The sequence below is a fragment of the Bacillus sp. N6 genome, assembly GCF_052805735.1.
Genome location: NZ_CM127843.1, coordinates 2,237,077 through 2,250,487, shown reverse-complemented (window position 1 = coordinate 2,250,487; position 13,411 = coordinate 2,237,077). Strand labels below are relative to the sequence as shown.

Annotated in this window: 10 protein-coding genes and 2 other annotated features; of the genes, 2 read left to right on the top strand and 8 right to left on the bottom strand. The window is 34.1% G+C overall.

Annotated elements, in window-relative coordinates:
* Positions 1-62 precede the first annotated feature (62 nt).
* Entirely contained in the window at positions 63-929 is an 867-nt protein-coding gene (locus ACUXVC_RS11510) for an MBL fold metallo-hydrolase (protein ID WP_095690948.1), read from the bottom strand.
* Positions 930-1,084: 155 nt separating this feature from the next.
* On the opposite strand from ACUXVC_RS11510, the gene ACUXVC_RS11505 reads away from it, so the two are divergent.
* On the top strand, positions 1,085-1,822 hold the full coding sequence (locus ACUXVC_RS11505) for a ZIP family metal transporter (protein ID WP_000440632.1): 738 nt from the start codon (positions 1,085-1,087) through the stop codon (positions 1,820-1,822).
* A gap of 136 nt (positions 1,823-1,958) precedes the next feature.
* Positions 1,959-3,659 carry a pyruvate oxidase gene (locus tag ACUXVC_RS11500; protein WP_065483489.1) on the top strand — a complete coding sequence of 567 codons (1,701 nt, stop codon included), beginning with the start codon at positions 1,959-1,961 and terminating at the stop codon, positions 3,657-3,659.
* 45 nt (positions 3,660-3,704) lie between these two features.
* Here the strand turns inward: ACUXVC_RS11500 and ACUXVC_RS11495 are convergent, their stop codons facing one another.
* The 7 genes from ACUXVC_RS11495 to rluF all read right to left on the bottom strand — a co-directional run bounded on the left by ACUXVC_RS11495 (position 3,705) and on the right by rluF (position 13,233).
* Complete coding sequence (locus ACUXVC_RS11495; protein WP_446026050.1) at positions 3,705-4,709, bottom strand: ABC transporter permease subunit; 1,005 nt, start codon at positions 4,707-4,709, stop codon at positions 3,705-3,707.
* A 1-nt stretch (position 4,710) separates the two neighbouring features.
* Entirely contained in the window at positions 4,711-5,577 is an 867-nt protein-coding gene (locus ACUXVC_RS11490) for an ABC transporter permease subunit (RefSeq protein WP_142947221.1), read from the bottom strand.
* Between the two features lie 54 nt (positions 5,578-5,631).
* Positions 5,632-6,903: an MFS transporter gene (locus tag ACUXVC_RS11485; RefSeq protein WP_446026152.1), complete on the bottom strand. Its 1,272-nt coding sequence runs from the start codon at positions 6,901-6,903 to the stop codon at positions 5,632-5,634.
* A 143-nt stretch (positions 6,904-7,046) separates the two neighbouring features.
* A complete protein-coding gene (locus ACUXVC_RS11480) occupies positions 7,047-8,927 on the bottom strand; it encodes an FtsX-like permease family protein (protein WP_098127891.1) in 1,881 nt (626 codons plus the stop codon).
* Positions 8,928-8,938: 11 nt separating this feature from the next.
* Entirely contained in the window at positions 8,939-9,706 is a 768-nt protein-coding gene (locus ACUXVC_RS11475) for an ABC transporter ATP-binding protein (RefSeq protein WP_000106426.1), read from the bottom strand.
* A 249-nt stretch (positions 9,707-9,955) separates the two neighbouring features.
* Entirely contained in the window at positions 9,956-11,878 is a 1,923-nt protein-coding gene (thrS, locus tag ACUXVC_RS11470) for a threonine--tRNA ligase (RefSeq protein ID WP_095690950.1), read from the bottom strand.
* Positions 11,879-11,922: 44 nt separating this feature from the next.
* Positions 11,923-12,144, bottom strand: a binding site (T-box leader).
* Between the two features lie 36 nt (positions 12,145-12,180).
* Positions 12,181-12,404, bottom strand: a binding site (T-box leader).
* Positions 12,405-12,525: 121 nt separating this feature from the next.
* On the bottom strand, positions 12,526-13,233 hold the full coding sequence (gene rluF, locus ACUXVC_RS11465) for a 23S rRNA pseudouridine(2604) synthase RluF (RefSeq protein ID WP_001222162.1): 708 nt from the start codon (positions 13,231-13,233) through the stop codon (positions 12,526-12,528).
* Between the last annotated feature and the right edge of the window lie 178 nt (positions 13,234-13,411).

Below are 13,411 nucleotides of genomic sequence, written 5' to 3'. Positions count from 1 at the left end.
TATTGAATTAAATTTCAATACTCTTTTTGTGCAATTTAATTATATTGGATTAATGTAGTGTCTTATTGATTATTCATTTCATAACCATTGACAAAATAAGTTATTGTTTCTAACTCATCTTCATTTAATTCTCTATCTAGTTCTTGTTTATACGCTGCCTTTATCTTCTCTTCATCACCTATATGAGCTTCTGTATAAGTTCCTACTGTTTTTAACATACGAATCTCTTGTAAAAACTCCTCTCGATTTATTGCTTCCCCATGAGAGAGAATATATGTCTCAGCATCAAATTTCTCTAATTCATCTATCAATTTAAACGTTCTTTTCGTCGTATAGTTCCACTTCGAAGAAAAAATATCTGCATATATACAGTCTCCTAAAAATAATATCTTTTCTTCTTTCACGTAAATAACAACTGAATCATGTGCATGATCTCCGCCCACATGTTTTAACACGCATGTCACTTCACCAAGATCTAATTCAATTTGATTCTGGAACGTTAAGGTCGGAGGAATAATGTTAATATTTCTCGCTTTTTCTTCAAACTCTTTCTTGATGCAATCCGCACAAAATTCAATTTCAGTACCCTCTTTTACGCGTGCATCCAACGCTTCATCTGTCCATTCATAAGATACTATTGTCTGCATTTCTTTTTTCGTTTCAGCGTGCGAAATAGTTAATGCATTCCGTAATACAGATAATCCAAAAATATGATCCCAATGCCAATGGGTTAGTGCTACGAAATCTGGATTCGATACATTTTGTTCTTTTAACATTTCTAAAAATAATTGTGTATGCTCCTCTGAATTCCCTGCATCGATCATTAAAGTTTTTTCTTGTCCAACAACCATTCCTAATATAGGTCTATCTGTTTCAGAAACAGGTGTCATATACCAAAATGAGTTTCCTATTTTTTTAATTTGTTGCATAACCAATTCCCCTTTTCATTTTCTCACTTAAATTTAATATATAAATTATAACGAATCACTACTTTTTTCTCTATAATCAAACACAATTACTTGGACTAATCTAACTTTCCTTTTCGTAAGCTAAAAATAAGGGAATAGAATCGGAGTGTGATACTATGGAACGTTTATGGATTCCAATGATTGTAACATTTTTTTCGTTCGGTGGATTACTTTTAGGAGGTGCTGTTGGAGTAGCAACACGCCAACTTATTGAAGAAAAGATGCATCGTTTATACGCATTATGTGGTGGTATTTTACTTGGGCTGTTATCCCTTGAAATTATTCCTGAAACATTTTCAAGCTACGAAATGGTTGGGCCTATACTTGGTATAGCTATCGGTATTTTAGTTATGAGCTTATTAGATAACTATTGTCACCATCCAATGATACATAAAAAAGATCAACAAGCATGGCAAACCTTCCTTTTTCTCTCTTTCGCTATATTTATTCATAATATACCGAGTGGATTTGCGTTAGGTACAGCTTTTATAAATCATAATGACTCTGCCATTCCCTTTTTAATAGCAATTGTCGTTCACCATATTCCAGAAGGATTAGCTTTAATTATTCCATTTCTTTTTACAAAACATAAATATATTTCCTTTTTATTAACGACTTTATTACTTTCTCTTATTCTCGGTACTGGCACAGTTTTTGGCATTTTGATGGAAGGAAAAGCTCTTCACCTGCAAGGACTCATTATGGGAAGTGCTATTGGTTCACTTGGATATGTCACAATTCATGAAATGCTTTGGAAAGCTAAGAAACAGCTCTCTTTCCTTACATTTCTAATGTGGGCAACTAGTGGTTTTTTACTAATAACAGTGTTCACTTTATTCGCTGGTCATCATTAAAGTTGCTAAAGTGAAACTTTTGTTCCTCCCACACTGATTCTTAGATTACAAATAACCAGATAAATTTTCTTATTTGTATATTTTTCCTTTTTATCCAAAACATAATGTTATCTACCTATTATAAGGAGGAACAATTATGTTTGGGAAAACAGCCGGTGAAGCATTAGTTGATTTATTAATTGACTGGGGAGTAGAACACATATACGGTATGCCTGGAGATTCCATCAATTCTATCATTGAAGCTTTAAGAAAAAAACAAGATAAAATTAAATTCATTCAAGTTCGCCATGAAGAAGCTGGTGCATTAGCAGCGGCTGCCTATGCAAAATTAACAGGAAAACTTGGCGTTTGTATGGCAATTGCAGGACCTGGTGCTATTCATTTATTAAATGGTTTATATGATGCGAAACTCGATAAAGCCCCTGTTCTAGCAATTTCAGGTCAAGTAGAAACCGATTTACTTGGAACGGACTTTTTCCAAGAAGTAAATTTAGAAAGAATGTTTGATGATGTTGCGGTTTATAACCAGCGTATTATGTCAGCAGAGCAACTACCTGCCGTAGTGAATCAAGCAATTCGAATGGCTTATACGAAAAAAGGTGTATCCGTTCTTACAATTCCAGATGATGTCCCGAAATTCGAAGTGAAAAATGGTGCTCGTATTACAAATACTTCTTTTACTTTACCTGAGTTGTTTCCACAAAAAGAAGATTTAGATGGAGCGAAACTCGCAATAAATGAAGCGAAAAAGCCTGTGATTTTAGCTGGAAAAGGAACAAAACATGCGAGAGAATCTTTACTTGCATTGGCAGAACATATTGGTGCTCCAATCGTACTTACATTACCTGCTAAAGGAATTATTCCTGATGAGCATCCTCTTTGTATCGGTGGATTAGGATTAATCGGAACGAAACCTTCTTATGAAGCAATGAAACATGCAGATACTTTAATTATGGTTGGTACTTCTTATCCGTTCACTGGTTTCTTACCTGAAAAAGCAAAAACAATTCATATCGATACAGATCCTGCCCAAATCGGAAAACGTTATGCGACAGATATTGGTTTAGCTGGTGATGCTAATAAAACATTACGATGGTTAATTGAAAATGTTGAAAAACACACAGACCATTCTTTCTTAGAACATCATCAAGAAATGATGAAAAAGTGGGAAGAAAAATTACACGATCAAGAAGAAGACTCTTCTATTCCAATTAAACCACAACGCGTTATGCATGCTCTGCAGCAAGTAGCACATGATGACGCAATTCTATCAGTCGATGTCGGAAATGTAACAGTATGGACCGCAAGGCACTTCCGTATGACGAACCAGCAATTTGTTATTTCTAGCTGGCTCGCAACACTTGGTTGCGGTTTACCTGGTGCTCTTGCTGGAAAAATTGCATTCCCGGATAAACAAGTATTTGCAGTTTGTGGTGATGGCGGATTTGGAATGACGATGAATGACTTCGTAACAGCTGTAAAATATAAATTACCAATCGTTGTCGTCGTATTAAACAATAATAAAATTGCGATGATTAAATTCGAGCAAGAAGTTATGGGTAACATCGAATTCGAAACAGATTTAACGAACCCTGATTTTGCAAAATATGCAGAGGCGTGTGGAGGTATTGGATACCGTGTTGAGAATTTAGATGAACTCCTTCCCGCTTTCGAAAATGCAGTAAAACAAAATAAACCGTGTATTATTGATGTAGTTGTAGATGCTAACGAAGCACCAATGCCAGCAAAAATCACATTTGGTCAAGCCGCTGGTTATACGAAGCATATGATAAAAGAATTATTTGAAGAAGGTAAGATTGATTTACCTCCACTTTAAGCGAAAAAAGATAGCTGAAAACGATTTGTCTTCAGCTATCTTTCTTTACTTTTGTATCTCCCTATAAAAAGAAAAGTCATTCATAGTTGGTTGTACTTGTTTCTCTACTTGCACTTCTCTCCCTTCCCGCTTTGACCTTCTCACATTTCCTAGCTTAATCGCATCTTGCATGCTATTACTAATTAGGTTTCCAGCTAAGATTGTCATACTATAAAAAGCAATCGGTATAAGTACAATCCATGTATGAGTAGTTAAGTGCCGGAAGTTTTGACCAATTAATCCTGTCCATTCTTTTGTTACACTATCTGGATCCATTCCACTGAAGGTTATTGTTCCACCAAAAAATAATTGCAACAAACCAAGGTGTAAAAGAAGTAATAAAGTACTCACAAATTGTTGTGCTACTAATAAAAGAAATGATGGTAACATATGAAGCCATATATGGCGCTTCAACCTCTGCCATTTACTCCCGCCAAGCACAGTGGCTGCCAACATAAATTCTTCTTTCTTAATACGTTTAACTTCTTGCGCTACATACAACATAACTGTTGGTACAGCAAGACATGTAAGAACTATAATTTGAAATGTCACCCGCAAATACAACGGCACAACTTCCGCTCCACTATCAAACGTTAAAACTTCATTTAACATAAAATAAGAAATCATAACCATTGGTACAATACTAAAAGGATCAAAAAAGGATGAGATAACCGGAAAAGATCGCTTACCATACATACCAAGAAGTAAACCAATCCCTCCTCCAACTATAACTCGTAAAGTTGCTATAATTATACTCGCTCCAACTGTCCATTTCGCGCCTTCTATTATTAATTGGACAAGGTCACGGCCTTTCGTATCACTTCCGAACCAAAATTTACTTGATGGCGAAAATGGAGCAGCCTCTAGTTCTCCTTTTTCGTTATACATCATCGTAAGTTCACGAATATTCTCATCGAAAAATAACGTATATCCAATACTAATAATCATTAGTACACTCAGAAAAGTAACACCTATCCAAAATCTCACATCTCTTTTTACAACTTGCCACATGTTACACACGCTCCCTTATAACATTTTGTAAAAGCGTATGTAATATACGAAATAGTATAAAAAGCGGAACGTATAATATAACTAGACTCACTGTAAATATTTCTAATTTAGAATTTTCTTTTACAAATACAAACATTCCATATGTATTAAAAATCCATTCGATAATATATAAATTGGATAGCATAAATAAAATATTTGTTTTCGCATAGTAAATTGTCGTCAATAAAACATTCCTTGAAACATGATGTGTTAAAATATGCTGCAAACTTAGTCCTTTACTCTTCGCAAATATACTATAATCTTTCTCCATTTCTTCTTTAAAACGTAATAACAATAGTTTAATAAATAATAACGTTGTTGGTATTGTAAGACATATAATCGGTAACAATCGTACTCTCTCTTCTCCTAATCCAGCAAGTTTTATTGGCATAAAACCTGTTTTTTGAAAAACAATTACGACAAGAAGTTGTGATAATAAAATAAGTAATATATCCGGTATACTCTCTAGCGTAAGAAAAACTCCATTCCACATTTTTTGCTTCATATGAGAACGCTGCAATACCCAAACGACAAGTATATACGCTATAAGCAAAGATAGTAAAAACGCTGATAGAAATACAATCATCGTTTCAAAATAATGAATCCATATTTGCGGAAATAATTTTCTTGAGTCTCGAAATCCATATGTAATTTCACCCGGTTGAAGTATCTTCCCTCCAAGAAAGACAATCGTGTTCCAAAAACCGATTAAATCAATTTGCAATCCCTTAAATAAACGTGGCAGCGCACCTAGGCAGATTATACATAAAATTGCAGCTACTAGTTGTAAACAAGTAACCCCACACCATTTAACAATTCGCATCAACATAACTATTTCCCCTTACCATCCGATAGAATATTCAGAAATCAAAAAACACATTTATTACATCTCTTCAACTATACCTTGCACACGTTTCTTCCCACTAGGTAAAATGGTTTGATATAAACACGTAACAAAAAATAATAAACCAAATAAAATAATAAACAACGTATCTGCACGAATCCATTTCGGGAACAACATCGCTATCGCACCGAGAGATAACAGCTGGAATCCTGTCGTTAATGGACTAAGTAAACTTTGAACACGTCCCATGAATGATTCTTCTACGATCTCATACATCCATCCTGATATTGCAACATTAATAAACGGTAAAAAGAATGTCGCTAAAGCGATACATACATAAAAAGACCATACGTAATTTACAAAGTAACACATACCAAAGAAGACTCCTGAGCCTGCCATACCAAAAACTATAATAGATTTTGGCGCATATTTCTTACCTATACTCGTTGCTACTATACTTCCAATTAGTAATGAAATCCCTCCAACTACACCGCCCACCATTGCTAAACCTTCATACGTTTCTGGAGCTAGTTTGTATTTTAATATGTAAGTAGTGGATACACTTAAAACACCATTTAATAATCCAAATACGATAAATCCTAAAAGTAATTTTTTTAAAGTTTCATTTTGGTATATATACCTAATCCCTTCTTTAAACTCTGTTATTAACATCTTCAAATTAACTTCTTTCCATTTTGTTCTACCATTTGGTAAACGAACTTTTTCTGGAATGGAGATTGTTTGAATCAAAATACCACTCATAATAAAAGTGAGCGTATTTACTAAAATGCTCCCGTAAATCCCAAAAGTCCAGTACACCATCGTTGCAATTCCTACACCAAACAAAGCATACAAACTATTTACCATTTGATTAATACCCGCTGCTGCACCGTATTGGTCTGATTCAACTACTCCCTGTATCATCGATTGTTCTGCTGGAGAGAAAAATTGTATACACGCATTTTCCAAAAATAAAAATATAAAGACAAGTATAATCATCCCGTAATAAAGCGAAATTAGGATTCCAATATTACAGAGCGAACAACATATGTTACTTACTGTACATATACGTTGTCTATCAAATCGATCCACTACTGTCCCTACCAATAGAAAAAAGATTAATGCAGGTAATGCAATCATAATTTGTGTCATCGTTGCGTAAACTGGTTGTTTTCCGTATTGATCTAGCAAATAAAACATTAAAGAAATTCCAGCAATCATAGAACCGAGTCGCTCTAAAATATTTGCTAGAAAAAAACGTGCATACACTTTGTTGCGAAATAACTGTAGCATTTCTTTCATACTTCGTATCCTTTCTCTCGACAAAACAGTATTATTTTAGTCATTTCTTGGAAGTTACATTATATTTTTCGACCATTATCCAATCTTTTCCTTCTTTATAAAAAACATAAAAAAAGAGCCCTTATTCTCAACACAAGGACTCTTTTCATAAACTATTTAGCTACCTCTTCTTTCGGCATTACCATACCTTTATAAAGTTGAACAGTTATCCAGTAATAAATGAAATAAATGACTAAGAAAATTCCTATTGGCACCCATACTTTTACAAACGGGTCAACTAATATAAAGCTGAATAAGTTAAGCCCAACTAAAACGTGGGAAATTCCAATAATTGCTGGGAAGATAAATAAATATGAAATTTCTTTATATATACTTTTCGTTAACATACTACGTCTTACGCCGATTTTTCGTAACATTTCATAACGTCGTACGTCACGAGAAGCACCTGTTAATATTTTGAACATAAGGGAACTTGCCATCATTGCTAAAAAGGCAATTCCGAGGAAAAATCCCATAAACATTGTTCCGCTCATAAAGCTGTTCATAAACTGATAAATTGTCATTTTCGTAAATAAGTCTACCTTTTCACCTGTTGCTTTTTCAATTTGTGCTTTTTGTCTCTTGTCTATTTCGATCAATAACGGTTTATATTTTTTCATATCATCTACTTTTGCTAATGTTACAGTGTGTTCTGTTCCTTGAATTCCTTTATAATGCTCTTCGTCTGCAATTCTTACTGGTTTTCCGCTAAATTGATTATGCGTAATTTGTATCTCTCTTACAACTGCGTCTTCCCAATCCTTTGGCATACGAGGGAATTTTGCTAATTCAGGAGCCTCTAAAGCTGAATATACAGGTTCAGTTAAAGGTTCAGTCACACGTTTACGAACAGGCTCTTTTAACGTTTTTGTATCAAAATGGTCTGAAACAAGTGGTGGTTTCGCAGTTAAGTCGTTACGTAAATAATAAACCGCTTCTCCATCTACTTTATATTTGTACTTGCTTTCTTCAACAATTTCCATTTCTTTTAAGGCAGCTTTGTCTTGATCATTCGGATCATGAATTACAACATCATATACACGAGAAAAGTCTGTCATAATACCTACATTTTTTTGGAACGCCATACCTGCCGTCATCGCACCTGCGCCTAATGCAATTAACATCGCTACAGTACCTAATACTCTTGATAAACTATTTACGCGAAAGCGTAGCTGTGCATATGTAAAACTATTTAAGCCTGTTTCATTTCGTTTTTTATTCCCTTTAATTTTCATCACAAAAAATGGGAGCAATGAACTAAAAATAAAATATGTTCCAAGTGTTGTAACGATTGTCGCTATTATAAAACCGACTTCAGCAAACATTTTTATATTTACCATAAAGTAGTATCCTGTACTTACTAGCAATATACCGAGTACTGTCATTATAATAATACGAGTTTTACTTTTCTTCACTTCATCTAGTGTTTCATCTTCACGAATTAACTCTAGTTCAGTTTTACGTAACAATCGGACACTGTTCATTAAGCCAGTAATGAAAAATAGTATTAAAAAGAAAATAGCTGTAACTAAAATTGCTGGTGTGTATACAGATGCATAACTACCTTTTGCTGAAATTTCCATTCCATTCATTAAAAAGTTTCCTGCTACACTTGCAAGTAACATCCCTACTAAAATACCGATAATAATACTGACAATACCCATACCGAATGTTTCAATAAATAATAACTGTGCTACTTTTTTCTTTTTTGCACCAAGCATCATGTACATACCGAGTTCTTTTCTTCTTAACGTGAGTAAGAAAGAGTTGGCATATATAATATAAAATACAGTAATGAAAGATAATAGTATTGCACCTACCCAAAAGACGAGTCTAATACTACTAATTAGGCTATTATCTTTCGTAAATTCACTATTCATCGCCATTGTTTGGAACATGTAGAAAATACTAATACTAATAACGAGGCCAATAAGTAAAACCATATAATCTTTTAACATCTTTTTCATACTATGACGTGATAATTTAAATAACATAGTTTCGCCCCCTACTTAGACTCAGCAGCTGAGCCCATATGAGCGAGCACACCTAAAATGTCTTGATAGAAATTCTCTCGAGTGCCTTGACGATTTAATTCTTTATAAAGAAGACCATCTTGAATAAATAAAATACGCTCACAATAACTTGCACTAAATGCATCGTGTGTAACCATTAAAATACTTACATTATGATTTTCATGTAAATCTTGCATCGCTTCTAATAAACTTTTTGCATTTTTACTATCAAGCGCGCCTGTCGGTTCATCTGCTAATACAATTGCTGGATTATGTACTAAAGCTCTTGCCGCCGCTGTTCTTTGCTTTTGTCCTCCAGAAACAGCCGTCGGATATTTTGTTAAAATTTCAGTGATGCCTAATTTCTTCGCAACGTCATTTACCTTTCCAGTAATCTCACTTGACGGTACGCCTTGCAAAGAAAGTGGTAAAGCGATATTTTCATAAATTGATAAATTTTCTAGTAAGTTAAAATCTTGAAAGATAAAACCTAATTTTTGAGAGCGAAAATCAGATAACGCATTGCCCTTCATAGAAGTAATATTTGTACCAGCTATCGTCACACTACCACCTGTCGCTTGGTCAAGTGTACTTATCACATTAAGTAAAGTCGTTTTTCCAGAACCAGAAGGTCCCATGATCCCGACAAATTCTCCTTCTTTAATACTTAACGATACACCCCTTAATGCTTTTGACTGATTCTCATTTCTTTTCCCATACGTTTTTTCTACACTTTCTACAGTAACTACATTTGTTGACATCTCTTTCACTCCATCCCTTTTGTATAAAATCAATTTCTCACATATTTCTTATTATTTTGTCATGTAAATTCTTAAGAATTTTTTAATTATTCACCCAATAAGAGTTACCCCCTTAACATGAACCTATTTCCTACTTCATATTCTCATTTTTCTACAACTCGTTCCCTCGATTTCGCTTACATTTACCTTACATTTTTGTAAGATAAAAAAGAAAACACACTAATTTCTAATAGTGTGTTTTCTTTACAATCAATATTTTCTATTCTTTATTTCTTCTTCAATACTTGCCACAAATAAATCTAGCGCAACAACTTCTGACTTCTCTTCTCCATATTTACGTACATTTACAGCTCCGTTTTCCATTTCCTTATCCCCAATAACAAGAACATACGGTACTTTTTGTATTTGTGCTTCTCTTATTTTATATCCTAATTTTTCATCTCGTGCATCTCGTTCAACACGAACTCCAGCTTGTGCTAATTTAAGTGCAATCTCATTGGCATATTGTTCATGTACTGCATTTGAAACTGGAATTACTTTCACTTGAACTGGTGCCACCCATGCCGGGAACGCCCCTCCAAAGTGCTCAATTAATATTGCTAAAAAGCGATCTAATGACCCTAAAACTGCCCTGTGAATAACAACTGGTCTTTTCTTTTCATTATTTTCATCTATATAATTTAAATCAAATTTCTCTGGCATTTGGAAATCAAGCTGGATTGTTCCGCACTGGTGACTTCTATTTAAAGCATCTTTAATATGAAAATCAATTTTCGGCCCGTAAAATGCACCGTCACCTTCATTTAGTCTATATTTATAATTTAGCGATTGTAATACATTTTCTAATGCTGCTTCTGCTTGCTCCCATAATTTATCATCACCCATTGAATCTTCTGGACGAGTAGAAAGTTCTACTTCATATTCGAATCCAAAAGTTTTATATACGTAATCAATCTGCGCCATTACTGATTTAATTTCATTTTCAATTTGTTTTGGAGTTACAAATAAATGTGCATCATCTTGGCAGAAAGTACGTACTCTTAATAATCCGTTTAACGCACCACTAAACTCATGGCGATGTACTTGACCAAATTCACACATACGAATCGGTAATTCACGATAAGAATGCAATTTATTTTTAAACATAAGCATGTGCCCTGGACAGTTCATCGGTTTTAATGCAAAACTTTTATTATCTACTTCAGAGAAATACATATTATCTTTATAATGTCCCCAGTGCCCTGATTTCTCCCATACTTCTTGGTTCATCATGAACGGAGTGCGTACTTCTTGATAATTGTACTCTTTTTGAATTTCTCTTAAAAATGCTTCCAATTCGTTACGAATCATTTGTCCTTTCGGTAAATAAAACGGCATTCCCGGAGCCTCTTCAGAAAACATAAATAACTCAAGCTCATTGCCTAACTTACGATGATTTCTTTTTGCTGCTTCTTCAACGAAATGTAAATACTCTTCTAATTCTTTTTGAGAAGAGAATGCAACACCATATATGCGCTGAAGCACTTGGTTATTACTATCACCTCGCCAATATGCACCGGAAACGTGAGTTAATTGAAATGCTTTCAAATAACCTGTTGATGGTAAATGTGGCCCTCTACATAAATCTACAAATTCACCTTGTTTATATAGTGTTACACTTTCCCCACTAGGAATTGCTTCTAAAAGTTCTAATTTCAAGCAATCGTTCATTTCTTGAAACAGTTTTGCTGCTTCTTCACGAGAAACCTCAACTCGTTCTATCTTTATATTTTCATTTATAATCTTTTTCATTTCTTTTTCGATTTTTCGTAAATCTTCTATGTTTACACTACTTGGAAGATCCATATCATAATAAAATCCATTTTCAATAACAGGCCCTACCCCAAGATTTATATCACCATACATTCTTTTTACAGCTTGCGCTAAAATATGTGCCGCGGAGTGTCTTGCAATTTCTACACCTTCATTTGAATCTATAGTAATGATTTCTACTTCCGCATTTTCTTCAATATTTCGGCGTAAATCATATAATCCATCATTCACTTTCCCCCCGACTGCTTTCTTTTTCAAACTACTACTAATAGATCCCGCAATTTCTTCTAAAGTAATTCCTTTTCCAAATTCTTTCACGCTACCATCTGGAAATTTAATTTCAATCATTTGTTCTTTCATTTTTCATCTCTCCATTTCATAATAAAAAGCACACTCATCCCTAAAATAGGGACGAGCGTGCTTATACCCGTGGTTCCACCCAGATTCCCATCACAAAATGCAATGGCTTCTTTTACGGTAACGTCGTTTATACGGCACTAGATACTTAATTTCCCTAGTGCAGCTCTAAGGTGGTAAGTTATTTTTCTGCGTTAGGAAGTTCTCAGCTTTCCTTCCTTCTCTGTATAACCGGGTAAAATAACTCGTGTCCTTTTCTTCGCTTATTATGAAATTGAATGCAAAAAAGCATATTCATCCCTAAATATAGGGACGAATATGCTTATATCCGTGGTTCCACCCAGATTCCCATCACAAAAAACATAATGGCTTCTTTTGCGATAACGTCGCATACACGGCACTAGATACTTAATTTCCCTAGGGCAGCTCTAAGGTGGTAAGTTATTTTTCTGCGTTAGGAAGTTCTCAGCTTTCCTTCCTTCTCTGTATAACCGGGTAAAATAACTCGTGTCCTTTTCTTTGCTTTTTGTAAAACATCCATTTATTGTTATTTAATATATCTTATTCATTTTATTTTTGCAAGTGTTTAAAAAATTTATTTATTTAATTAAAAAAGTGAAACCAAATTTTTTTGGTTTCACTTCACAATTTTACCAATCTTGTGGTTCGTAATTTAAGTCTGCAAATAGACGTCTTTTCTCTTTCTTCGTTAAATCTCTCCACTGCCCAACTGGTAAATTATTCAATTCGATATTCATAATTCTCGTACGTTTTAACGTGTATACTTGATAACCTAAAGCTTCACACATACGGCGAATTTGACGATTTAGCCCTTGTGTTAAAATAATTTGGAACTCATATTTTGATAACTGTGTAACCTCACAAGGAAGCGTTTTTGTTCCTAAAATTTTAACACCCGCTGCCATTTTCTCTAAGAAATCAGGTGTAATTGGCTTATCTACTGAAACGATATATTCTTTCTCATGTTTGTTTTCAGCACGTAAAATTTCATTAACAATATCACCATCATTCGTTAATAAAATTAAACCGTCTGAGTCTTTATCAAGACGTCCAATGTGACTAATTCGTAAAGGATGGTTCACTAAATCGATAATATTACCTTTTACAGCTTTTTCACTCGTACATGTAATACCTACTGGTTTATTTAAAGCGATATATACGTGATCTCGAGCAATTCGAAGCTGCTCTCCATTTACTCGTACATCATCACCTGGGTTCACTTGGTCACCAATTTTTGCAACCTTACCGTTAATAATTACTCTTCTCTCATTAATTAGTTTATCCGCTCCACGTCGAGACGCTTTTCCAGCTTCACTAATAAATTTATTGATACGCAAATTAGGCACATCCTTTTCTAAAAAAAATTTCAAGCTCACACTGCTTCTACCGTACAATACAAAAGGGTAAGCCTCCTATTATAACTTAAATATATTAACATGAAAGGGTATATAACGTCTTCTATTAATTACTTGTTTATAAGAAAATATCTTTATTATACATTCATTTATGCACTTT

Bases quoted from the DNA above. Each gene is read 5' to 3' on its own strand.
- ACUXVC_RS11500 (WP_065483489.1), top strand. From the start codon at position 1,959: ATGTTTGGGAAAACAGCCGGTGAAGCATTAGTTGATTTATTAATTGAC.
- thrS (WP_095690950.1), bottom strand. From the start codon at position 11,878: ATGAAAGAACAAATGATTGAAATTAAATTTCCAGATGGTAGCGTGAAA.
- ACUXVC_RS11505 (WP_000440632.1), top strand. From the start codon at position 1,085: ATGGAACGTTTATGGATTCCAATGATTGTAACATTTTTTTCGTTCGGT.
- ACUXVC_RS11495 (WP_446026050.1), bottom strand. From the start codon at position 4,709: ATGTGGCAAGTTGTAAAAAGAGATGTGAGATTTTGGATAGGTGTTACT.
- ACUXVC_RS11490 (WP_142947221.1), bottom strand. From the start codon at position 5,577: ATGTTGATGCGAATTGTTAAATGGTGTGGGGTTACTTGTTTACAACTA.
- ACUXVC_RS11480 (WP_098127891.1), bottom strand. From the start codon at position 8,927: ATGTTATTTAAATTATCACGTCATAGTATGAAAAAGATGTTAAAAGAT.
- ACUXVC_RS11475 (WP_000106426.1), bottom strand. From the start codon at position 9,706: ATGTCAACAAATGTAGTTACTGTAGAAAGTGTAGAAAAAACGTATGGG.
- ACUXVC_RS11510 (WP_095690948.1), bottom strand. From the start codon at position 929: ATGCAACAAATTAAAAAAATAGGAAACTCATTTTGGTATATGACACCT.